20 protein-coding genes and 2 pseudogenes are annotated in these 24313 nt (G+C 52.0%); 18 read left to right on the top strand and 4 right to left on the bottom strand.

Features of this window, described 5'->3' with window-relative positions:
- Positions 1-21 precede the first annotated feature (21 nt).
- Positions 22-651, top strand: a complete 630-nt coding sequence (locus DYE26_RS08630; RefSeq protein WP_036623657.1) for a YfbR-like 5'-deoxynucleotidase — start codon at positions 22-24, stop codon at positions 649-651.
- A gap of 697 nt (positions 652-1348) precedes the next feature.
- Here the strand turns inward: DYE26_RS08630 and DYE26_RS08625 are convergent.
- Positions 1349-2350 (bottom strand): serine hydrolase domain-containing protein, encoded by a 1002-nt coding sequence (locus DYE26_RS08625; RefSeq protein WP_051985493.1) that lies wholly within the window; start codon positions 2348-2350, stop codon positions 1349-1351.
- Positions 2351-2512: 162 nt separating this feature from the next.
- A complete protein-coding gene (locus tag DYE26_RS08620; RefSeq protein ID WP_036623656.1) occupies positions 2513-2839 on the bottom strand; it encodes a YnfA family protein in 327 nt (108 codons plus the stop codon).
- Between the two features lie 154 nt (positions 2840-2993).
- Between DYE26_RS08620 and DYE26_RS08615 the strand changes: the two genes are divergently transcribed.
- The 6 genes from DYE26_RS08615 to DYE26_RS08590 all read left to right on the top strand — a co-directional run bounded on the left by DYE26_RS08615 (position 2994) and on the right by DYE26_RS08590 (position 11740).
- Positions 2994-3308 carry a thioredoxin family protein gene (locus DYE26_RS08615; RefSeq protein WP_036623653.1) on the top strand — a complete coding sequence of 105 codons (315 nt, stop codon included), beginning with the start codon at positions 2994-2996 and terminating at the stop codon, positions 3306-3308.
- A 54-nt stretch (positions 3309-3362) separates the two neighbouring features.
- Complete coding sequence (locus DYE26_RS08610; protein WP_036623651.1) at positions 3363-4040, top strand: VOC family protein; 678 nt, start codon at positions 3363-3365, stop codon at positions 4038-4040.
- 700 nt (positions 4041-4740) lie between these two features.
- Positions 4741-8877, top strand: a complete 4137-nt coding sequence (locus tag DYE26_RS08605; protein ID WP_063836312.1) for a discoidin domain-containing protein — start codon at positions 4741-4743, stop codon at positions 8875-8877.
- Positions 8878-8959: 82 nt separating this feature from the next.
- Positions 8960-9790: an AraC family transcriptional regulator gene (locus DYE26_RS08600; protein WP_036623649.1), complete on the top strand. Its 831-nt coding sequence runs from the start codon at positions 8960-8962 to the stop codon at positions 9788-9790.
- 121 nt (positions 9791-9911) lie between these two features.
- Entirely contained in the window at positions 9912-11123 is a 1212-nt protein-coding gene (locus tag DYE26_RS08595; RefSeq protein ID WP_036623647.1) for a multidrug efflux MFS transporter, read from the top strand.
- Positions 11124-11152: 29 nt separating this feature from the next.
- Positions 11153-11740: a hydrolase gene (locus DYE26_RS08590; RefSeq protein WP_036623645.1), complete on the top strand. Its 588-nt coding sequence runs from the start codon at positions 11153-11155 to the stop codon at positions 11738-11740.
- 383 nt (positions 11741-12123) lie between these two features.
- On the opposite strand, the gene DYE26_RS08585 is transcribed toward DYE26_RS08590, so the two are convergent.
- Complete coding sequence (locus DYE26_RS08585; RefSeq protein WP_036623643.1) at positions 12124-12435, bottom strand: YbjQ family protein; 312 nt, start codon at positions 12433-12435, stop codon at positions 12124-12126.
- A gap of 706 nt (positions 12436-13141) precedes the next feature.
- On the opposite strand from DYE26_RS08585, the gene DYE26_RS08575 reads away from it, so the two are divergent.
- From DYE26_RS08575 to sstT, 11 genes and pseudogenes are all read left to right on the top strand, one after another.
- Positions 13142-13660, top strand: coding sequence for a sigma-70 family RNA polymerase sigma factor (locus tag DYE26_RS08575; protein WP_036623638.1), 519 nt, complete (start codon positions 13142-13144; stop codon positions 13658-13660).
- Between the two features lie 23 nt (positions 13661-13683).
- A complete protein-coding gene (locus DYE26_RS08570) occupies positions 13684-14790 on the top strand; it encodes a hypothetical protein (RefSeq protein WP_051985492.1) in 1107 nt (368 codons plus the stop codon).
- Positions 14787-15770: an ABC transporter ATP-binding protein gene (locus DYE26_RS08565; RefSeq protein ID WP_036623635.1), complete on the top strand. Its 984-nt coding sequence runs from the start codon at positions 14787-14789 to the stop codon at positions 15768-15770. Before DYE26_RS08570 ends, DYE26_RS08565 begins: the two co-directional genes overlap by 4 nt.
- On the top strand, positions 15767-16636 hold the full coding sequence (locus DYE26_RS08560; protein WP_036623632.1) for an ABC transporter permease subunit: 870 nt from the start codon (positions 15767-15769) through the stop codon (positions 16634-16636). The genes DYE26_RS08565 and DYE26_RS08560 overlap by 4 nt, the downstream gene beginning before the upstream one ends.
- A 629-nt stretch (positions 16637-17265) precedes the next feature.
- Entirely contained in the window at positions 17266-17934 is a 669-nt protein-coding gene (locus DYE26_RS08550) for an NAD(P)H-dependent oxidoreductase (protein WP_036623626.1), read from the top strand.
- 136 nt (positions 17935-18070) lie between these two features.
- A pseudogene (locus DYE26_RS34115) lies at positions 18071-18243 on the top strand (helix-turn-helix transcriptional regulator); the annotation flags it as partial.
- Between the two features lie 362 nt (positions 18244-18605).
- Positions 18606-18856: pseudogene (locus DYE26_RS34110) on the top strand (transposase); the annotation flags it as partial.
- 315 nt (positions 18857-19171) lie between these two features.
- Positions 19172-19576 (top strand): DUF4085 family protein, encoded by a 405-nt coding sequence (locus tag DYE26_RS08535; RefSeq protein WP_036623623.1) that lies wholly within the window; start codon positions 19172-19174, stop codon positions 19574-19576.
- A 548-nt stretch (positions 19577-20124) separates the two neighbouring features.
- Positions 20125-20919 carry a hypothetical protein gene (locus tag DYE26_RS08530; RefSeq protein ID WP_036623621.1) on the top strand — a complete coding sequence of 265 codons (795 nt, stop codon included), beginning with the start codon at positions 20125-20127 and terminating at the stop codon, positions 20917-20919.
- Between the two features lie 19 nt (positions 20920-20938).
- Positions 20939-22060, top strand: coding sequence for an NAD(P)/FAD-dependent oxidoreductase (locus DYE26_RS08525; protein ID WP_036623619.1), 1122 nt, complete (start codon positions 20939-20941; stop codon positions 22058-22060).
- A 189-nt stretch (positions 22061-22249) separates the two neighbouring features.
- A complete protein-coding gene (gene sstT / locus DYE26_RS08520; RefSeq protein WP_036623617.1) occupies positions 22250-23500 on the top strand; it encodes a serine/threonine transporter SstT in 1251 nt (416 codons plus the stop codon).
- Positions 23501-23534: 34 nt separating this feature from the next.
- Here sstT and DYE26_RS08515 read toward each other — a convergent pair whose 3' ends face one another.
- Entirely contained in the window at positions 23535-24260 is a 726-nt protein-coding gene (locus DYE26_RS08515) for a type II toxin-antitoxin system prevent-host-death family antitoxin (RefSeq protein WP_036623615.1), read from the bottom strand.
- Positions 24261-24313 lie beyond the last annotated feature (53 nt).

The following is a 24313-nucleotide window of genomic DNA, read 5'->3' as shown; positions in this document are numbered from 1 at the left end:
AAGAGAAGGATGGCTGATAAGATGGGCATTCATACTTACTTTCGGTCGCTGAACGAATTGGAGCGAATTTATCGCTGTCCGGGAAAATTCAAGTTCGAGGAACACAGCGTGGCCGAGCACTCCTGGAAAGTCGTGCAGTACGCCAAAACGCTGGCCGATATCGAAGAACGCCATGGCGCGCAAATCGATTGGAAGAAGCTTTACGAGATCACGAGCAGCCACGATTACGGAGAGATTTTTATCGGCGATATTAAAACGCCGGTCAAGCATTCCTCGGAGGAGCTGCGCAATCTGATCCTGCAAGTCGAGGAGGGCATGGTCCACCATTTTATTGAAGAACATATCCCCGAGGAATTTAAGGATATTTTCCGCAACCAATTGCGCGAAGGCAAGGACGATTCCGTAGAGGGGCTGATTCTGGAGGTCGCCGACAAGCTGGATCAAGTCTACGAGGCGTTTGCCGAAATGCAAAGAGGGAATACGGAAAAAGAGTTCGTCAAAATGTACCGCGAAGCTTTGATGAAAATCAAAAACATCAAGCTGAAATGCGTCGATTATTTCTTAAGCGAAATTTTAACCGACATGGTGAACGAGGGGGGCATGTCGCCGATCGACATCAAGCGGATCACGCAGGAAGCGTTGGAGAGCTGAAGCATGCTTGAGAAATCGCGCTTGCTAACGGTTGTCATAGCGCTTAATCGGCCGAAAAAACGAAGGTTTCTTTTCTAAAGGTTGTAGGCGCGCTTATTTAGGCGAAACAGCCCCTTTACCTGCGAAAAAAAGGAAATAGGCTCGCTGGCAACCGTTACATCTTGTAACCCCTCGTTTTTAGCCGAATAGCGCCGCTCACAACCGTTAGATTTTTCGCGCTTCTTTACGCACCCGCGCATTTCTTTATTTCGTTGAACCCATTGAGGATTTATAACTCAACTTTTGTAGAACCAAAGCCTATTTATTTCGCCTGGTCGGATGGCGGGCAAAAGTGTGCTTGATCGGCTCTACCCTGACCATTAATTGCAAATCATACAATTAACTTTGGTATCCATTCACCCAATCCTTCGTTTAATTTCATTTCATACAACTACTTCCTCGTCTCTTTGCCTCTTTTTCGAAATATAGCGGAGTAATTGCCGGTTTTACACTTAATCAAGCGCTGCGGCAGCATTTCCGTATAAGTAACTGCACATTCTGCAGCTATTCCATTCAACAATGGACCAAGAAACCCTGGAGTAAGAAGCAGGTAAGCTCAGTAAGCTCAGTAAGCCCCCATATCAACTCAGGATCCGGATAGCCGCTTCGCCCAGTTACGTCAACGCTGATTTGCCAATTTCCTGGTGCGAAAGTTGAGTTATAACAAATACTGCGCAATCAATTGCCGGAATACGTCAGCGGGCGGCCGGTCTCTTTTGCGCTTGTCGTCGGTCAGCACCACGACCGTTTCCAGACTCGGGATGACGTAAATAAAATTTCCGCCGTAGCCGCGAGCGTAAAAATAATCGAAAGCGGGGGAGGAGGAAACGGTGAAGCGTCCGCCATCCCGCGCGGGATCTGAAGCGGAAGTGATGTTGTCCTCCCCCAGGCTTGCGGCCGGCAGCCAGGTATCCGTCCACCAATGCCAGGCATAACAGCCGCGGCGGGGGGCCTCGACGCCGATCGCCGGCTTGACGGACTGCGAGACCAGCTCCGGCGAGATCAACGGCTTGCCTTCCCAGACTCCCCTTTGCAAATAAAGCTGCCCGAACTTCAGCATGTCGCCGGGGCGGAGCCACAGTCCGAAACCGCCCGTATGCACGCCTTGCGGATCCTGCTCCCATTCGTATTCTTCGATGCCAAGCGGACCGAACAGGTGCAGCTCGGCAAAGCGGGCGGCCGCCAGCCCCGCGGCTTGGACCAAAATGGCCGCCAGCAGCTGCGACGCGCCGGAATTGTATTCCATCCGGTCGCCGGGGCGGTCGGACATCGGCTGCTCAAGCACGAACCGCACCCAATCCGGGGACCGGGTCATGCGCGGGAACGAATTAAACCCGCCAAACTCCGTCCAGTTGAACCCCGCCGACATCGTCAGGAGATGCCGCAGGGTGATTTGCCGTTTGCGGGGATCGGCATCGCCGTCCAGCAATTTTGGAAAAAATTCATTTATCGGCGTATCCGCCGAAGGCAGCAGCCCCCGGTCAAAGGCGATGCAGATTAGCGCGGACAGGAAGCTTTTGGTGCAGGAGTTGATTTTGGCGATTTGCCCGGCCGTCTGCCGATCCCGGTAATGTTCGAACACCAGCCGGCCCTGCCGGCTGATTAAGCAGCTCCTTAAATTTACCGGCGCAATGGCCGAAGCGATGGATGATAAATTCATGAGGCAACCTTCCTTATGCTGATGCGGTATGTAATCTAAATTTAGGGTGCGGCAAAAACCGCTTTTCATGCATAACGCGGCCAGCGAGGGGATTTGCTATCAGGCATTACGGTATCACGCTATTTATAGAATCATGGCATTACACATCACGGAACCATGCCGTCAATGGCGTGGCGCCCACAACATCACCGACACGCCGACGAGGCAGATCACGGCTCCGACCCAATCGTAGAGATCGGGCGTTTTTTTGTCTACCCACCAGCCCCAAAGCACGGCCAATGCGATAAACACGCCTCCATAAGCCGCATACACCCGCCCGAAGGAGGGAAAGTTCTGCAGCGTAGGAATGATGCCGTACGCCACCAAAATAAGCCCGCCGACAATGCCGTACCATAGGGGCCTAGATTCACGCAGCCATAACCAGACCAAATACCCTCCGCCGATTTCCGCCAAACCCGCGGCCACAAACAATAAAATCGTGATGATCATCGGATGAGCATCTCCATTCCTTTTTGACTCATTGTAACACGGTTCGCGGATACCCGGCTCTCAAAAACTAGGTGATTCCGGCCGAATCGTATATAATAGAGACAACACATATATAAAATTTTAATCATTATAGCCTTAAAAGGAGAGGATCCGCATGGAGAGAGTACAATCCGCCGAACAATTCGAACAACTGACTCAAAGAGACCAATTTACCGTTATTAAATTCGATACGACATGGTGCCCGGATTGTAAAAACCTGGACCGCTTTATCGGCGATATTATCGCGGAGCATCCGGACAAAGAGTTTTATGCCATGGACGCGGAAGAGTTCCAGCCGATTGCCGAGGCGAATCAAGTTCGGGGCATCCCGAGCCTGCTCGTCTACAAAAACGGGGAAAAGCTCGCCCATCTGCACAGCAAATTCGCCAAAACTCCGGGGCAAATCAGAGAGTATCTGGAAAGCTTATAAAGCCTGGCGGGCCAAGCATAGGTTGAAGTTGCACCGGGGAAAGGAGTTGGGAGCATGATTTTCGAGCGCGTAGTCTTTGAAGTCAGTCCGTCAAAACTCCGGGAGACGCAAGCGTTTTATGGCGACCGGTTCGGTTTCGAGCTTGCGGAACAGGAGGAAGACAGCTTTACGATCCGGGCCGGGGCGACTTTGGTCACCTTCAAAGTTGCGGCTGGAGGAGACCAGCCGTTTTATCATTTCGCATTAAATGTACCGGAGAATAAATTTACCGAAGTAAAAGCCTGGGCGGCTTCCCAAGTGCTTTTGATTGAGGAGGAGGGCGATGACGAGGTGTTTTTCACCTCCTGGAACGCCCATTCCGGTTATTTTGAAGACCCGGCCGGCAACATCGTGGAGCTTATCGCCAGGCATAATTTGCCGAGCGGGATTGATCATGCGTTTACGGCTCGCGACGTGATGAGCGTTAGCGAGATCGGCATCGTGGCCGTGGAAACCCTGCTGTTGGTAAGCGAGCTGAATGCGGCCGGACTGCCCAACTGGCGGGAGGCTTCCGAAGAATTCACTCCGGTAGGGGACGAACAGGGGCTTTTGATCGTCGTCCGGGATCAGCGGGAATGGTTTTTTTCTAACGGTAAAAAGGCGCGGTTTTATCCTGTGGAGGTCACGGTGGCCGGGGTGGGCCGGTTCAGTTTTGCAAACATCAACCGGTTTGAACCAGGAAAATCTTTTTGAAGCAGATCGGCGTTTTTTTAAGTTAACTTCGTTAACGGGCCATGCCATTTGATCCAAGTCAGCGACAAAGCTCGATAACTATACTATGGAATCAACTGCAAAAGTGCATTCTATTTCCAGTAAATCACCATTTTGGGGCGATTGAAATGCAAAATTACATCTCATTTAGGGCTATCCGATATAAAAGTAGCTTTTGACCCGAAATAAAACTGCACTTTTACCCTTGGACCACCCGTTTCGAGGAATTTCGACGAAAACCGCCTGCACTTTTGCATTTCGTGGGATTTTCCAGGTTCCCGCCCCTTCTTTCTTCCTTAGATTCTAGTCATTTTCACCTCATAACGGGCGGGTTGCAAAGCCGTTGATTCCAAACGAATAGAGATACTGACCTGCAGGGTCATATGAAAAAAACAGGAACGTCCATTGCTGTTAGGGACGCTCCTGTTTTTTTTTGCGTTCGTATCATCAGTGAAATCGAATAGTTCTTTTTGCCTATTTTATGATAGTTTTTACATATTCTATTAATATCATTATACCGTGCGACGATAAAACACTTGTATATTTATCCAAATCCCAAAATATGGGGTGTAACCAAATATTTTGGAGATGCGAGAGGAGGCCGCAAAAAAAGACGAGTAGCGTAGATCTGATTGGTTCCATCAACATCAGCACCATAGACCAATATTGAAGGAGAGAGGATATGGGGAGATTTTTCCTGAGCAAGCGGAAGACTCGCAAGACTCGCAGGGTCTGGGTGCATTTCGCGTTGACCGTCATGCTGCTGATCAGCAGCGTTCCGATGTTTTCCGTGCCGGCGGCTTATGCCGCAGAGGGAGATTATTTACTTTCTTTAAACCGACCGGTCTATAGTTCATCGTCGCTGGGCGGCAATACGCCGGATATGGCGGTTGACGGCAACGAAAATACCCGTTGGGAGAGCGTATGGCAAAAGGACCCGCAATGGATTTACGTCGATTTAGGCAAGCGTGCTTCCATCTCGAAGATTATCGTAAGATGGGAAAATGCTTATGCCACGTCGTTTGAACTTCAGGTATCGGATGACGAAATCCACTGGAAACCGGTCTATTCCACAACCGCAGGCGAAGGCGGGCTGACCGAGGTGGATAAACTGGCGGAGCAGGGCCGCTATGTCCGCGTCTACAGCACTGACCGTGCCCAAAAGGCTTACGGCGTATCGATTTGGGAATTCAGCGTATTCGGCACCGGAGGCGTCAATCCGCCGCCAAAACCGGAGGCCGTCAACCTGGCGCTGGGCAAGCCGGTTACGGCGTCTTCGCTGGAGATCGACGAGCCTAGCAGATCGCCCGAAGACAAAGCCAAGATGGAAGAGCGGAACTATTTGGCCAAGAATGCCACCGATGGCAACGGCGATACCCGCTGGTCGTCCAAATACGCCAACAACGAATGGATTTACGTCGACCTGGGCCAATCCAGCGAAATCGGCAGCGTGTCGTTCAAGTGGGAAGCCGCCTACGGCAGAGCTTACGACATCCAGGTGTCGGATGACGCCCAAAGCTGGACCACCGTGTACCGGCAGCTGACCGGATCGGGAGGAACGGAGACGATTCCGGTCTATGCGAAGGCCCGTTACGTCAAAATGGCGGGACTCGGACGCGGTTCCACGAACGGATACTCGCTGTACGAGTTCGGCGTATTCGCTTACCGCGAAGGCGATCCGAAATCGACCTACGACATTCCGGACATCCCGGCGGTCTCTTCGGTGGAGGTTGGAGCGGGCAGCTACGAAATCAACGACGTGACGATGCTGGCGCCGAAAAATCCGAAATACCGCACCGCGGACGTCGAGGCGCCGATTCCCTCCAACGACTGGTGGCAATCGATCCTGGTCGAAAACCTGGGCGGCGGCAACAGCCTGATCACGCTCCCGCTGAAAAACCGGTATACCAAGCAGGGACTGAACATTTTAAACCCTGGGGCCGGTTATGCTTCAGCGGACGGCGGCTCGATCGACGCCGACGGCGATCCGGATTTGATTCTGTCTCCGGCCAACATCAATCCGGCCGCCGTGGTCACGAAAATTTCCGGCTATGGAGATTTTTCCGCGAGCGTCGTGATGAGCGATGACGAGACGGCCAAAATGACCACGACGTTTGTGAAGGGGGCGCCGTTCCTCTTCAATACCTACGAGAACCCGGATGCCGTGATCCTCCAATCGCCGGTCATCACCCGGTTATACGATGACAACAATCAGCCGATCCTGCTGAATGACGGGGATATGCTGACGGCCGACCATATCGGCATCGAAGTGACCAATAAGGACAGAGCGCCTGTGCCGCAAACCTTCGTGCGCAACTACGGGGTGTTTGCTCCTGAGGGAACGGTCTTTATGAAGCTTGGAAACACGATCAAAATCAAGCTGGGACAAGGCGAAAACTATCTGTCTTTGGCGGCGCTGCCGTCTGCGGAGGAACTGGGCGATTATTACCGGCATGCGTACGCCTTCGTTACGGATACGCGGGTTGAATACGAATATGATGAGGCAAAATCGCTCGTAACCACCCGCTTCGAATCGATCACCGAGCTGAAACGGCCGGGCTTTTCTGCGGAGACGCTGATGGCGCTGCTGCCGCATCAATGGAAGATCGCTGCCACGCCGCTGACCGATTTGACGTATCCTTCGATCCGCGGTGTGCTGAAAGTCAGCGAAGGCAATACGTTTTCGACGCAGGACCGGTTTTACGGCATCATTCCGCAGTTTGTGGAGCCTAATGACCCGTCGTATTCCCGCGCGCAATTAACCGCCTATCTCGATCAACTGGACGCGGATGTGGCGAACGGAGCGATGGTCGATGAACCTTATTGGCAGGGGAAAAAACTGCACCCGCTCGCCCTGGCGGTCTTGATCAGCGACCAGCTCGGCGATACTGAACGCAAAGATCATTATCTGGCCTTGCTGCGGACGATTTTGACCGACTGGTACACGTATTCGCCGGACGAGAAGGCGCATTCGACCTATTTCCACTATGACGACACATGGGGGACCGTGTTCCCGTACGGCAGCGGATTCGGCGTAAATACCGGATTAACCGACCATCATTTTACGTACGGGTATTATATTTTTGCCTCCGCTGTTCTCGCCGCGTATGACCAGGAATTTTTGCGGGATTACGGGGACATGGTGGAGCTTTTGATCCGCGATTACGCCAACCCGTCGAGAACGGACAAGTTATTCCCTTGGTTTCGCAACTTCGATCCTTATGAAGGTCACTCCTGGGCCGGCGGCTACGCCGACAACCGCAGCGGCAACAACCAGGAAGCGGCCGGGGAAGCGCTGTTCAGCTGGGTCGGCGAATATATGTGGGGCTTGGTAACCGGCAACGACGCTTACCGCGATGCGGGCATCTGGGGCTTTACGACCGAGGAAAAAGCCGCCGAGCAGTACTGGTTCAACTATGACCGCGACAATTGGGCGGAAGGCTATAAGCATGCGACGGTAGGGCATGTCTACGGCAGCGCCTATTTGTACGGTACTTATTTTTCCGGGGATCCGGAGCATATTTACGGCATCCACTGGCTTCCGCCGGCGGAATGGATGACCTATTACGGCCGCGATCCGCAGAAAACGGCGGATTTGTACGCCGGTCTGATCGCGGACCTCGGCGGCACGCCGGAACGCACCTGGGAGCATATCATCTGGCCGTTCCAATCGATCAGCGATCCGGAAGGCGCGCTGGCCAAGTGGGATACCAGCAATATGCAGCAAAACGAAGTCTTTAACGCCTACTGGTTCATTCACAGCATGGTAACGACGGGCACAAGAACGATGGATATTTGGGCGGACGATCCGGCGGCAACGGTCTATGAAAAAGACGGCGTCTACACCGCGCAGATCTGGAATCCGGGGGACACGCCCAAAACCGTCCGTTTCTTCAATGAAGACGGTGCATTGGGCTCCGCTATGGTATACCCCAAAGCGCTCGTCGCCGTCAACCCGCTGGAGGACACGGTTGTGGAAGGTCCGGACCCCGCGAAGGGCGTTCAATACCTGGACCGCGCAGGCTGGGTGATTACGGCATCCTCCAGTTCCGAACCGGCTGACCGCATGATCGACGGCGACCTGTCGACACGCTGGTCTTCGGGACAAACCCAAGCGGCCGGCGACTGGCTGCAAATCGATTTGGGCGTAGAGCAGGTCTTTGATACACTGTTTATGAATTCCGGCATGAATTGGGGCGACTACGCGCACGGGTACGAGGTGTACGTATCGGCCGACGGCGAGGATTGGAACGAGGCGGCCGCCAGCGGCACGGGCAATTCGCAAAGTCTGGCGGTCTCGCTTAAAGAACAGAAGGCCAGATACGTGAAAATCGTCCTGACGGCGCCGGCGGGCAGCTGGTGGTCGATCTCCGAGTTAAAGCTGGCCCTCTTCGGTTCGCCGGCGCCTAAGCCGCCTCTGCCGAATCTGGGCGCGCTGGAGGACCGCTCGGGCTGGACCGTCACGACGTCAACATATGGAGACGCCATGGCGATGTTGGACGGCGACAAGAACAGCCGCTGGACTTCCTCCGCGGGGCAAACGGCGGGCCAATGGATTCGGCTCGATTTGGGAAGCGTGCAAGACTTCAGCCAAATCAGCATGGATTCCGGCGGCAGCGAAAATGACTACGCCCGCGGCTTTCGGCTGCTCGTATCCAAAGACGGGGAGACCTGGGACCTGATTCTGGAAAAAGAATCGCGTTCGCCGCAGATTTTGGAGAGCTTTCCGGTACAATCGGCCCGGTTTGTGACCATCGAACTGACGCAAGATACGCCGGAGTGGTGGTGGTCCATCGCCGAGCTTAACCTGTACCGTTAAATACCATGCAAGACACTCCCGCCTCCGTGCACCGCTCATGGAGCGGGAGTTTTATTACGAAGCGGCAATTCAAGGAGGAGCCATGAATCTGAAAAACGTCTTTCCCTATATCCATTACTGCAACAGCCGGTCCCCAAACGATCCGCGGAAACTGCGGAGCCTGATCACCCGGACGCTCCAGCACCACGAACTGATTCTGGTGACCGGAGGAAAAGGCCGTTTTATCGTGGACAACAGAAGTCACACGGTGCAGGAAGGCACGCTGTGCTACATCCGTCCCGATGTTTTACATACGATCGAGGTTGACGCCCGTGAACCGATAAGCTGCCTGACCGTGCATTTCAGCTATGCGAACATCCGCTATGATGACGGCGCCTGGTCGGTCGGGAACGAAGTCCATTCGCTGTCGCTGCAGGATGCGCAGATGCTCAAAAACGGCTATCAAATCGCGGATACCTTCAAAAAGCTGGTGGATAGCTGGGATTCGAAGCGGCCGGGGTATGAGCTGATCTCGAAAGCCTATCTTCTCCAGCTGCTGTTCGAAATTTCCCAATATCGGCAGAAGCAAAACGAAAATCACGCGGTCAGCTTGAAAATTGAAAAAGTGATCGAATACATGCATCTGCATATCGGACAGCGGGTGACTTTGGGGGAATTGGCCGAACTGGTTCATCTGTCCACGTATTACCTTTCGCGGGCGTTCAAGAACACGACGGGATATTCGGTGATCGAGTATTTCAACAAAATCAAGGTGGATAAAGCCAAGGAGCTGCTTGCCGAGGAGGACAAAAAAGTGAAGGAAGTCGCCCGCGAGCTCGGGTTTGCGGATGAATTCTACTTCAGCCGGATTTTTAAGCGGATGGAGGGGATCAGCCCTTCGGAATATCACGGCAAAATAGTCCATGGATTATAAGATTGTGCATGGAAAAATGCGAATTCTTTGGTTAGAATAATCCTGCAATATTGTTCATTTCACGTATACGGGATCACGTGTGCGGGTCATCAGGTTATCGAGCGGAAAGAAGGCTTGCTTTATGCCGATTTGGAAAAGAAATTTGCTTGTGTGCTGGTTCGGCATGTTCGTGACGGGGATTGGCTTGAGCCAGCTCGCGCCGGTTTTGCCGCTGTACATCAAGCAGCTTGGCGTCGGAGATGCCGGGGAAATCGCCCGATTCTCCGGGCTTGCTTTTGGGATTACGTTTATCGTGTCGGCGATTTTTTCGCCGATCTGGGGGCTGGCCGCCGACAAATACGGACGCAAGCCGATGCTGCTGCGGGCCAGCCTGGGCATGGCGATCGTGATTGGCTGCATGGGATTTGCGCCGAATGTGTACGTGCTGATCGGGCTTCGCCTGCTGCAGGGGGTGATCACGGGTTACAGCACCGCCTGTACGACGCTGATCGCCACCCAGACGGATAAGGAGCACGCCGGGTTTGCCTTGGGAACGCTGTCTACGGCCAATATCGCGGGTTCGCTGTTGGGGCCGACGATCGGCGGATTTATCGGTGAAAACTTCGGGATGCAAAACGACTTTTTTCTCATCGGCGCGCTGATGTTGATCGCCTTTTTGACGACGTTATTTTTTGTCAAGGAGGATTTTGTCCGGACGGAGAGCAAGGTTCCGGGAATGAAAGAAATTTGGAGCGGGATTCCCGAAAAAAGCTTGACCCTAACCTTGTTCGTCACTTTTTTCATCTTAAGCGTGGCTTTGTATTCGGTCGAGCCGATCATCACGGTGTACATTGAGCAGATTTCCCAAACATCCAGCCATGTGGCGCTGATGGCCGGGATCGCTTTTTCGGCTTCGGGTCTGGCCAATGTTTTGACTGCGCCGCGTCTCGGCAAGCTATCCGACCGGGTGGGGGCACACAAAGTGATCCTGGCGGCACTGCTTGCGGCCGGCATCCTGTTCATCCCGCAAGCTTTCGTCACGAACCCCTGGCAGCTGACGGGGCTGCGGTTTTTGCTGGGGGTCGCGGCGGCGGGGCTGAGCCCATCGGTTAATACGCTGATCAAAAAAATCACGCCGGATGCCCTAACGGGCCGGGTGTTCGGGTTCAGTATGGCGGCCGGATACCTGGGCGTGTTCGCTGGCTCGGTGTTGGGCGGACAGATCGCGGCCTGGCTGGGCGCCGAATACGTATTCATCGCAACGAGCGCTTTGTTGTTGATCAACGCGGTTTGGGTATATTTTAAAGTGTACCGGGCCATGGACCGGCCCAAAATGACGGGCGTCCCGAAGTAAGCAAAAGACAGGAGAGTGTGGAAATTAGTATGGCAGATGCAAAAGTGACGGAAGTTCATGTTGAGAAAACGGCGCTGGTGGTGATCGATCTGCAGGAGGGCATTGCCCACGCCGGGCGTCAGAGCGCCCCTTACACGAGCGGGCAGGTGATTCAAAACGCCGGCAAGCTGGCGCAGGCGTTTGCGGAGAAGGGCGGCTTTGTCGTGCTGGTCAGGCTGTCGTTCACGGACGGCAAAGATGCGTTGAAGCCGCAGACGGATATGGGTTTTAACTCCGTGCAATATCCCGAGGGCTGGGAACGGATCGTGCCCGAACTGGCCGGCGTGAAAAACGCACACCTTGTGACCAAACGGCAGTGGGGCGCGTTCTACGGCACGGACCTGGATCTGCAGCTGCGCCGCCGGGGCATCGACACGATCGTGCTGTGCGGGATCTCCACCTCGATCGGCGTGGACACCACGGCCAGAGAGGCGTTCCAGCACGGCTATCAGCAGATTTTTGCCGAAGACGCCATGACGGCATCGACGCAGGAGGAGCACGAATACGTGTGCAAGTACATTTTCCCGCGGCTCGGCAAGGTGCGGACGAGTGAAGAGATCGTTGCGGCGATGAAATAACGCTAATATAAACTGCTTAAAAGCAAACTGCAGGTCGTATGGCGCGGTTTGCTTTTCGTTTTTTTCGATGCAATCCGCTGGCAGATCCCCCTGCTATAAAAATAGCGGCATTTTTGGTCCTTATTTTCCCATAAATGATTCAGAACTTTGGCATTTCTTTGTGATTCGAGTAAATAACAGCATTTTGCCACTATTTCACTCAAAATGGGGGGGATGGCCGAAATAGCGACATTTTTTGTCCTTATGTTAAGCTTGAGCCGCTGGATGAGCAACCATTTCTCAAGCTAATACGGGAGAGAAATCAGGATCAGGAACATCTTGCGAAATATTTAGAACGTAAACAAGCCGGCCATTTACCATGACCGGCTGTTTAAACCCCATCGTTACACAAGCACTGCTGTTCCGCTAACGGAAACCATAAGCATTCCTTCGCGGACGACTTCATAATCGATGTCTATCCCAATAATGCCCGTTGCTCCCAGACGCGAAGCCTGTTGTCTCATTTCTTCGAGTGCGGTCTCTCTCGCTTCCTGCAGCTTGCCTTCGTAAGCGCCCGAGCGACCTCCGACAACGTCCGTAATCGAGGCGAGAAAATCTCTGAACACGTTGGCGCCCATAATTACTTCGCCGGTTACGATACCTAGATACTGTCTTACAGGATAACCTTCAATCGTTGATGTTGTGGTCATAATCATACCGTTTATCCTCCTTAAAGAACTTTTACCAGTTTGTTACGCAGGCTGGCCGGTTCGGTTTCAAAGTAAACCCTAACAGATATTTAGGATAAACCCTCATCAATTGTATAATGCAGATTAAGCATATTCAAATCTGTATAGAAGCATACTCCTATCTCACCGACGTCAAAAAATTGAAAATTACGCTCCCCGAAATGAGAAGTATGGTAAAATAAAGGAAATAGTAAATCATAGGAGTTCAAAATATGCTAAAAAGGTTCAATAAGAAATATTGGATTCTTCTTCCTCCTTTTTTTGTAGCTGGACTACTCCTTATAATTTATTTACCTCAACAATTTAGGCCCCTGGCATTACTCGCTCCTCTCTTATTTTGGGCTGCATATTATACTTGGACCTATATAGAGAAGAATAACGAAGTAAAGAAAAGTCAGTAAGCAAAAATTGAAAACCTTATTGGTAACAGGGTAGTCTCATAAGAGTCATAGAAAATGGCTCGGGGATCGCCCTTTTTCTATGAAATTAGCTACTTTTGAGACAGCGGCCGTAATGTATTTGGGCAGGCTCAATTTTACCGGTACAAGTGGACAAAGCTCTGCTATATAATCTAAAAAATGATTAACCCGAAAAAATTCTTCTGAATCCTGCTACAAAATTAAAAAAGGGTTCGTCTTTCTAATAGCTGCAGCTGAAAGGAGGCAAACACAAAATGAGTATTCCGGAATCCTCGGCATTCCGTAACATATTTTTTGCGCATTATCCAACCGTACACCGAAAACTGACCGCCCTCGTACGTGATGAAGCCGCCGCCGACGATTTGGCGCAGGAGGTATTCCTCAGGCTGTACAGGAACCCGCCGGACAACCCGGAAGCCTTGGGGGCATGGCTGCACCGCGTACTGACAAGAATCGGATACGATTACCTGGAGAAGAAAGCAAGAGAGAGAAAGCTGCAAAACAAGCAGGAAATGATGTACGAGGGGGAGGCTGCTCCGGAATCCGGAGAAGAGGCGCTTATGCGCCAAATGGATCAGGAAGAAGTAAGAGCCTGGCTGGACAGCCTTCCCGAGCGGGACCGCCAGGCGCTGCTTCTCCGCTATTCGGGCTACAGCTACGCGGAGATCGCGCAGGAGCTTAATGTCAGGCCGCCGCTGATCGGCAGTCTGCTGCAACGAGCGACACGCAAGCTGCAGGCCACGGCCACCAAGGCCATGGCCCGGCAGGATTAACCATCGGAAAGGATTGAAAAAATATGACGACCCACCCGCATAATTCTGGAGAGGATAAAAGAACACACGAAGCCTGGGAACGGCTGCAAACGAAACTGGCAACGGAGCCGGTAAACGACAAATGGGAGACATGGGGCACGCAGGGTAAGCAGAACGGTCTGCAGTTAGCCGGTGCTCTTCCGGGGCCGGCGGTTTCAGCCGCAGCTTCCAATGAGGCATCTCAGCCGACAACTGAAGCTCCGGCTCCGGCAAAAAACTCCCGCCGCCGGGCAAGCCGCAATCGCAATTGGATAGCGGCGGCAGCGGCAGCCGTCATCTTCGGCGCCGTTCTGGCCACCCCTATGGGCAATAACGCGCTAGCGGCGATTTTGAACCAATTCCGCGTGCAGGAGATCGCAACGGTTGACGGCGATACGCTTGAAAGTCTGTTTTATCAGCTGGCTCCGGGCGAAACGCTCAGCAAGGACAATACATTCGGCCAGTTTACAACCAAGGGAGGAACCGTTCAAGGGGAATTTACCCGTGAGCAGGCGGCTTCCCGGCTGGGGTATCAGCTTTTGCCCTCTGATCTGACAGGCGGCGAAGAGAAAGTCTACATCAGCCCTTCAAACGAAATCACAATGAAGATGAATGTTGAAGAAGTGAATCAGGCCATGCAGCGTGTGGGCGCAACGAAGCTGCTGCCGGAATCGATTGACGGAAAAGCGATCACCTTAACCCTTCATGAAAGTGTAACTTACGATTTGAATACGGATCAGGAGCACTGGGCGTCCCTGGCACAGATGCAGGCGCCGGAAATTACGGTGGACCCGTCCGTTGATGTGGAAGAAGCTCTAGAGGCGGTTCTGCAGCTTCCGATTTTGCCAGCCGATCTGAAAAACCAGCTGCAGCAGAGCAGCATCCTTTCCGGATCGATTCCAATGCCGTATATCGTTGATAAAAGCGCCAAAACCGATGAACACACGATTGGCGGCACCAAGGTGCTTGTTGAAGAACGCGAGTACAGCAGTACGGCAGACCGTACGGCCATCTGGATTAAAGACGGACAGCTGTTCCATTTTGACGGTGGCTCTGCCTACGCAACGGAAACTGATTTCATGAACAAATTGAAGGAGCTGGTGGAGGCATGACCGAGGCGGCCATCGACGCTAACGGGTTGACCAAGGAATACAGCAATGGGCGCGGCTGCCGGAATGTCACCATCACTGTAGGAAAAGGGGAAGCCTTCGGCTTCCTCGGTCCTAACGGTGCCGGGAAAAGCACGTTCGTGAAAATGCTGGTCGGACTGATCCATCCGACGGCCGGCGAGGCGAGCATCATGGGCGCGCCCATTGGTACGCTTGAGGCGAAGCGGCAAATCGGATATTTGCCCGAGCTGTACCGGTATCAGGAATGGCTGACCGGCGAAGAGGTCGTCCGGCTGCACGCGCGGCTATGCGGCTTGGACAATCAGGAGGCGAACCGGAGAATCCCCGAGCCGCTGCACAGGGTGGGGGTGGGCAAACGGGGGAAGGACCGGGTTAAGCATTATTCCAAAGGCATGCAGCAGCGGCTTGGACTGGCTTGCGCTCTCGTGAACGATCCGGCGGTAGTTTTCCTGGACGAGCCGTCGTCGGCCATGGATCCCGTCGGCAGAATGCATGTCCGCGCGATCCTCGAAGAGCTGAAGCAGCAGGGAAAAACGATTTTCTTGAACTCCCATCTGCTGGAGGATGTGGAAGTGCTGTGCGACCGCATGGCGCTCTTGAATAACGGGCAGGTGCTCCGTCATGGACGGGTAGCCGAAGTACTTCAGAAGCGAGTCTGCTGGCGTTTTAAAGTCGGCGGATTTTCGCCTTTTTTGCTGTCTTGGCTTCATGAAACGACAGGTTTCAGCTTTCGGGCAGCTGCCGATGAACAAGGCGAAGCCGGCCTGACCGGCGCCGGAAGTGCGGGTGATACCGTATGGCTTGAAGCGGAGCTGGAGAACGAGGAGCAGGCAGGCTGGATTAATACGCTGCTGATCGGTCAAGGAATGACGCTGTATGAAGTCGCCAGAGTCCGTGAACGGCTGGAGGAGTGGTTCATGGAAGCTGTCGCCGGGCTCAATCACAGGGGGGAACAGGAATGAGAATAATTTGGGCGATGACCTGGAAGGAGCTGCTGCGCAAACGTGTCCTGCTGCTGACATTTTTGATGACAGCCGTGTTTCTGATCGGATTTTGGTTTATTGCCGGAGCTATCGGAGGTGACGTAAGCGCAGTTGCGAATAATAACGAAGAACTAATCCAGCAATTTACGACCGGGATGTTCATTCTGTTGCTCGGTTTTTTCTTCGCCGGCTTTGTGCTCGCCTTTTTGGCTATTTTCAGTTCATTTTCCGCGATTGCCGGCGAGGCCGAGCAGGGGGTGATGCAGGCGATGCTGCCGCGGCCGATTCCTAGGTGGAAATGGTATACAGGCCGCTGGCTCGGTTACGTTTCTCTGGGCGTGCTTTATGCCTTGATTTTATATAGCCAGATTTTGTGGATCACCGATATCCATGCCGCAATTCCACGTGACCCGGTCGTACTGGTTCAGGCTTTCCTGCTTTTTGCCTCGGTTGTTCCTTTGCTCGTAACCGTGTCCATGTTCGGTTCCGGCTACTTGTCCTCCGTTGCGAACGGTGTGGTGATGACGATGCTCTACGGGGCGGGCTGGCTTGGCGGCATGATCGGTAAAATCGCCGGATCCATCGGTCTGAAGCCTGAACCATTGCAAACCTTGAATAATGTGGCGGGAGTTCTGCAGTTGATCATGCCGGCCGACGCGCTGCAGCGGAAAATGCAGGCGGTGCTGTTCAGCTTTGAGGATATCAGCGGACTTATACCGGTGGGCGATACTGGACCGTTCGGTATCGGCGAGGTTCCTTCGACAGCCTTTTTAATATACACGATATTTTATACAGCCGTGCTCTTTTGGATTGGGTTGCGCCGTTTTGTCCGCAAGGATTTATAACTCAACTTTCGGTGCGGCCAGCGGCTTTATGAATCAGCTCCGGGAGTTGTGCTGAACGCCGTACGAGCTTTGGCAGATGTTCGTTTTTTATGGGAAGACAATGGGAAGAAGGACGGCTTGATGGATTCAACTGCAAAAGTGCATTCTATTTTCCCTAAGTTACCATTTTAGAGCGGTTGAAGTGCAAAAGTACATCTCATTTAGGGCTATACGATAAAAAAGTAACTTTTGACCGGAAATGAACTGTACTTTTGCATTTCACGGGCTTTCCCTCTCTTCCTTATACGTAACGTGACGGGAGCGGCATATAGTTCCTTCCACGCGAAGGTTTCAGCGAGTTCAAGTTCCCGAATAACGGCTGCAAACTCCGCAAAAGAAAATCGAATATGGTTTGAATAAGGATTCGCAAATTTTCCGCATTGCATCTTGTTTCTTCCAGCAGTCTATCCCGTATAGCCATTTGGAACTTTTCCGTCATCCAATATTTAAGAAAGTCATATTTATCCTGAAAAAGCCCGCACGAATCAATTGACTACCAAATGTGAAGGTGATATATTTTTGTTATCGAACAACCATTAATTGGAGGATAAATAAACTATTGCCAATTTATATTAAAGGAGTTGGATTCAGTGAACCATAGCATAAAAAAAGAAGATATATTGGCAGCCTTCGAATTTAGACATGCCACCAAAGAGTTTGATCCGACAAAGAAAATTTCCGCTGAAGATTTTAATTTCATTCTGGAAACGGCCCGGCTCTCTCCAAGCTCGGTTGGACTTGAGCCCTGGAAGTTTGTCGTTGTCCAGAATCCGGATTTGCGCGAGAAACTGCGTGCCGTGAGCTGGGGGGCACAAGGTCAACTGCTTACCGCCAGCCATTTTGTGTTGATTTTAGCACGCAAGGATGCAAGATACGATTCCGATTACTTCTGGCGGCAAATGACCGGGGTCAAACAAATTCCGGCGGACAATGTCAAAAACATGATGGGCCGTTACCGGTCGTTCCAGGAAGAGGATTTCAAGCTGATGGAGTCGGAACGCGCGCTGTTTGATTGGGCTTCAAAGCAAACCTATATTGCTCTCGCCAACATGATGACCAGCGCCGCTCTCATCGGCATTGACTCTTGTCCGATCGAAGGCTTCGATATAAACAGCGTGAACGCCATTTTACGCGAAGCAGGGATGTTGGAAAACGATCAGTACGGAATCAGCGTGATGGCTGCGTTCGGGTACCGTGTCAAAGCTCCGCGTCCTAAGACAAGAAGAGAAGCAGATGACGTGATCCGCTGGGTTGAATAACTCTGTACAGTGCGTACCGATTTTCTTTTGGTGCGCACTGTTTGTTTTACCGTTGTTCCTCTTATACGTCATTATGTAGGGACATGAATGATACCTTTACCAAGTTTATAGTCACAGAGATGGTTTGATATGATAGATTATCTACAAGCTGCTGAATCACGAAATTTTGTCTGCCTCCATGCTGGCTGAAGAGTTTTAAGTTTCCCAAAGAACCATTTATCGGGGTATCGATGTGATTTGTGCCGCGGGCTTCCCGCGGTCGTATCGTATCAGGGAACGAATGGCGGATATGGCATAATGGACGGATATAATGATCACGAGTTTTCGCAAACTCATATCTACCTTTTGCACCGTAGCCGTTTCGAGCAGTGTCAGAAATCGACGCCAGGTGAGGGGCTGTCTAAAGGGATCGTGTCTTTGGTGTTCCTGCCTACTGCTTGCCTTTGCACGATTATCCCTCTCTTTCAGGGAGCAGGGGGTGGGGGCTAGAGCAAGGGTTTCAAAAAAGAGAGAAGAAAAAGAGAGGGGGAAAAAATGAGGCAGTGCAGGTGAGATTTTCGGTTTGATAAGGGAACGCGTGTTTGGTATAATAAAATAAACAGAACCTATGTTCGTGTGTTCTTGATTCGGGGGCGAGCGGATATGGAAGTCAATACGGGACGGGAACGGAACTTCAGCCATTCAGCAGCCGTTACCAAAGCGAGCAGGACTGCATGGAGGCGCTGATCGCGATGAAGTGGCCAAACGGCTTCGTCTGCCCCTGCTGCGCTTACACCCGGTGCAGCCGTCTGACTCCCGGCATAACCCCTTGTTCGAGTGCGGAAAGTGCAAGCATCAAACATAGCCTTTGGTCGGCACGATTTTTGAAGGAACGCATCTCCCCCTGGTGAAGTGGTTGCAGGCGCTGGATTTGTTCCTGCTGAATCTCCTGTCTTGCTCTCTGCTACCTGATCAAACGGGATAATCGTGCAAAGTCTCCGGACAACGAGTGTTGATCTGCCTCCTCTCCCCCCACTTCCCGATCCTCAAGCAGTGATAATATGAGGGTGTAACTTTGGATACAAATTGGCGCTAGCTGGCTGCTCCCAAGAATCCCCTGCCTTTAGGGAAGAGGGAGTTGGCAAGGAGGATTATCATTGAAATACTTTACCAAAGAAATGTATGAGCAAATGCAGGTACGCGGTTATCTCGTTTATCCGGAAACGGAACAGGATTTGCCGCGCCGGATTTGGCCGGTTTGATCGATGAGTGGAAACAAAGTTGGGATGAAGAATGGGAAAGGCGCTGCAAGGACTATAAAGCCTATTATGAGGCGATAAAGCCAAGTCTCCCTATGCCGGTTAGAGGATTGAAAGAAAAAATCAGATTTCATAATGCGAAGCTGATAAGGATGACTTCATCTGCGGATCGCCGCGTCGAGATCGTAATCCAGGAATGCTTTAAGGAAAAGGAGACGCGTCTCACTTTTTTGGAGGTGAAATCGCTCTGTTGCGATGCTGACCCGGTCCGTAGTTTGTGTCTGTACGAAGAAGTTTATCTGCTGGAAACCGGCTTGTTTGAACTCTGTTTACTGTTGGAGTCCCCGGAAACAGGTTTAAACGAGTTCTCCATCGTAGCCAGCGGCTTGGACATACATACGTAAGAGAAATTCTAAATGATTCTTAGGAACGGCCGGAGACTATAACCGCCGGCGTAAGCCCAGACTTGGAATAGAGCCTGGGCTTGTTTTTTTGCAGTTTACAGGATCGTTACAAGTCGGATATTTTTCGGAGATATTCTCTATCTATACTTAAGTCAACAGGGCGAGCCGAAGCGGACCGATTCAATTCAACCGGTCTTTAGGCAAAGCGCCTGTGGCAGGAGCGCGGGAGGTACCCTGTGATAAACCACAACATCGGGACGTATGGCATCAAGCTTTTGGCGGCAATAGCGACCTGATCCCCGATATTTCCTGGTCTTCGGATTCCGCGAAGCTAGCCTTTGACGTCTATACCGAGGAGATGACGGGCATGGACGGGGGAAATCTCCGGTAAATGTTAGATAGCCGAAATGATAGTTCCAAGGCGACTCAGTTCTGAGAGGCTCTATTTTATTTTTTACGCGACCAAAAAAGTTCAGTTCGACAGGTTTCCAGATTATAGTATAATGGCTAATGTGACAGAAGAACTCTGATTATGAGGTGTTTGGTTCGTGTTGGACAAATTAATAGATTATTTACAGCATTCTCCCGTTTGGGCGTTGGCTTTGGTTGTGGCATTTATGGCCCTTGTGTGGCTTTATAAAGAATTTAAGGGGATGATGGAAGAGAGCAATCGGGCTAAGTTGTCGCTGATTCAAAGGCGGATGGACTTGTACGCCGGGGTTGAAGCCGCGATCGCCCAGGCGATCAACAAACCGGAAGATTCGCAGGCCAAGCAGCATTTATACATAAAGTTAGGGGAAGCGAGCTCGTGTTTTACAGGGGAGGCCCGCCAAATTCTAAGGGATTATTATACGGAGGAAGATGCTTTTGTCCTTACCACTCTGCTATCCATTGTCCAAAAGGAGATCGATCGTCTTGATAGAGTCAAGGAAAAACTGTCTCCATTAACGATGCCTACGGATGTAGTCGAGACGGTCTCCAAACTGTTCATCCCGCTGAAGCCGATTATTTTCATGTTTGCCGTGGGCGTGGTTGCATTTTTTTACTTGGCTGCGTTCCTGGTGCAGGACACCGCGTTAAGCCGAATGGCCGTGACCGCCGCCTATGTTTCACTTCTATTTAGTATGATGCTGGTGGCCGCCATCATTTCTTTATTGATGGAAGGCCATTCAAGACTGGTTCCGTTTAATTACGTTCGGAGCGTGGAAGCCGTTGTGATGCTTTTGGCGCCGATCGTATCGCTTTTTTTCCTCTGGTTGGCGATTCCTATGTTACTTTTGCAGATTTTATCGTTCGTTTTGTTTGCGGTCAGCCAGCGTAAGAAAAAATACAACATGAATTAAGACAAAAGGATGCTGAACCATGAAAAAGTTTATTGTCATCGGCGCGGGAATTTTAGGCGCTTCAACGGCCTATCAATTGGCTAAAAGGGGAGCGGAAGTGATCATTGTCGACCGGAAAGACCCGGGACAAGCGACCGCTGCCGCTGCCGGAATCATTTGCCCCTGGATATCGCAGCGGCGCAACCAAGCCTGGTATCGGCTAGCCAAGGAGGGCGCGCGGTTTTACCCCTCTTTGATCGCAGAGCTGGAACAGGGCGGGGAGACCGAAACCGGTTATGCCCGGGTGGGGGCGCTTCGTTTACATAAGGAGATTGAAAAGCTTGTCCAACTGGAAAAGCTGGCTGTCAAACGCCGGCAGGATGCCCCGGAAATCGGCGAAATCACGCTGCTGAATCCCGGTGAAGTGAAGCGGTTGTTTCCTCCGCTGGCGGACGACTATGCCGCTCTGCATATTAGCGGGGCCGCCCGGGTCGACGGACGCGCTCTGCGGGATGCGCTGCTGCGCGCCGCGATCGGATTTGGCGCCACGCTGCTGAACGGAGACGCCGCGATCCGATTCGCCGGTTCAACCGCTACCGGGGTCCAAGTTGAGGATCAAACGATCGAATCCGACGCGGTTCTGGTCTGTGCAGGAGCATGGGCCAATCCGCTGCTGAAACCGTTAGGCGTAGATTTTAAAGCGACCTATCAGAAAGCGCAGATCGTTCATTTGGCATTGCCGGATGCGGACACGGGGCATTGGCCCGTCGTTATGCCGCCCGGCGATCAGTATATATTGGCCTTCGGCGGCCAACGGATTGTGATCGGGGCCACCCATGAGAACGATCCGCAAGGCTTCGACACGCGCGTCACGGCGGGCGGTCTGCAGGAGGTCTTGAATAAAGGGCTACAGCATGCTCCCGGGCTCGCGGAAGGCGGCTTTGTGGAGGCGAGGGTCGGTTTTCGTCCGTTCACTCCAGGCTTTCTCCCCGTGATCGGCGCTTTGCCCGGTTGGACAGGCATTTACGTGGCCAATGGCTTGGGAGCATCGGGACTAACGATGGGTCCGTATATCGGGTTTCAACTGGCCAAGCTGGTTCTTGGATTGGATATCGATATCGACTTGGCGAATTACATGGTAGAAGATGCCTTAGGCCGATAAGTAATCGAGCTGACGGAGGAATTTTTAAAATATCACATTCCAATAAATGGTTATTTTGTGAAAATTAATAAAACAGATATTTCCACATGCACACAACCGCCAAATTACGTGATAAACTAACGCTATGACTCGCTACAGCGTCGCGGCAGTGCTCGGCTATATTTTTCACATTGGTATCCGGAGGAGAAAATGAAAACAATAGTGCTTAAGTGGAATCAAATGAGTCTCGTAAAACGAATATTTCTGGGAATTATCGTTGGGATTGTATTGGCCCTGTCCGTTCCCAAGGCAGCGGGGATTGCTATTTTCGGCACGTTATTCGTATCCGCCTTAAAGGCAGTGGCTCCCGTATTGGTTTTGCTCTTGGTCATGGCCGCCATTGCGAACCATAAGAAGGGCAGCCAAACGAACATGAAATCGATCCTCGTCCTTTATGGAATAAGCACTTTTTTGGCAGGATTGATTGCGGTTGTGGTAAGTTTCATTTTTCCGGTAAGCTTGTCGCTTGCTACGGGCAGCGGGGACCTGACTCCGCCCGGCAGCATTGTCGAAGTGCTAAAGGACTTACTGTTCAAAGTGGTGGACAACCCGGTCAACGCCCTGATCAACGCTAACTATATTGGCATCCTGGCATGGGCGGTCCTGCTTGGCGTGGCGCTAAAAGGCGCCGGCGATCCTACGAAAAACCTGCTCACCCAATTTTCGGACGCCGTATCGCAAATCGTCAGATGGGTCATTCAATTGGCGCCGTTCGGGATCATGGGACTTGTGTTTGACACTATCACCGCAAACGGTATTTCGTCCTTGCTCGATTACGGGAAGCTGCTTCTCGTACTGATTGGATGCATGTTGTTTATGGCGCTTGTGGTGAATCCGCTGATCGTGTATCTGAACATCCGCAGAAATCCGTACCCCCTCGTGATTAGCTGCTTGAAGGAAAGCGGGATAACGGCATTCTTCACGAGAAGTTCCGCGGCCAACATTCCGGTCAATATGCGCTTATGCGAAAAACTAGGGCTGGATAAAAACACGTATTCGGTATCCATTCCATTGGGAGCGACGATTAATATGGCGGGGGCGGCGGTGACGATCTCCGTCTTAACGCTCGCGGCTGTTCACACGTTGGGCATTCAAGTGGATTTTGGCACGGCGCTTATTCTCAGCGTACTGTCGGCAATGTCTGCCGCAGGCGCCTCCGGCGTGGCCGGCGGTTCGCTGCTCCTCGTACCTTTGGCCTGCAGCTTGTTTGGTATTTCGAACGATATTGCGATGCAGGTCGTTGGTGTAGGCTTCATCATCGGCGTATTGCAGGACTCTTTCGAAACGGCGCTGAATTCATCTTCCGATGTGCTGTTCACCGCGACGGCGGAATATGCCAAAAAACGCAAAGAGGGCATGAAAACGATGGAAACATATCTGGACAAAAAAGCAGGAGCCTAGGGGCGCCTGCTTTTTTGTTGACATGAGCCGGGGACTACGCGAACAGATCCTGCATCGATACGCGCAAGCCCTCGTAAAGCTGCGAGAGCGCGTACGGGTCGCCGGATTTCGAATAATAGGCTACATCCGCGATTTCGCCGTCAGTCAGAGTGAACACCGTCACTTGCTCCTTCATCGGATCGACGATCCAGTATTCCTTCACGCCGCATTTCCGGTATAAGTCGAGCTTCCGGATCAAGTCTTTGCTTCGCGTGGAAGGAGACAGCACCTCGACGGCCAGTTCCGGCGTGCCCATATATTTGCCGCGTTGGTTGATTTGATCTTTGCCGCAAATGACGACCAGATCCGGCTGTACGACGCAAATATTCGTTTTTGACTTTTTCAGCGTAATGTCAAAAGGGGATGTCAGCGGTGTACAAGGTTTTCCTTTAAACCAAAGATAAAACGTACCATGCAGTTCATTCACCGCGTGTTGGTGCTTGTACGAAGGAGAGGCAAGGTTGTACACGGCGCCGTCGATGAGCTCAAAGAGCTGTTCCGATGTCTCGGTCAGCTCGAGGAACTCCTCATAGGTCACCCAATCGCCGCTTTCGTATCTGGCCGCTTCCTCCTTAAGGAAGGGGTCGTCATCCTCCCCGGTAAACGCCGTCAATTTGGCCACATCCTTGCCGTTCTTCGTCACGATGATTTCCTCACCCGCCTCCGCAAACTTTAAATACTTCCCGAAATTGTTCTGCATATCGGTGGAAGAAACGCGCATAAAGCTCACCTCGGATTAGCTAATTTATGCATTTATTTTAGCTAACTTTATGG

The sequence above is a fragment of the Paenibacillus macerans genome (genome assembly GCF_900454495.1).
Taxonomy (GTDB): Bacteria; Bacillota; Bacilli; order Paenibacillales; family Paenibacillaceae; genus Fontibacillus; species Fontibacillus macerans.
This window is presented reverse-complemented; position numbering and strand designations above follow the sequence as displayed.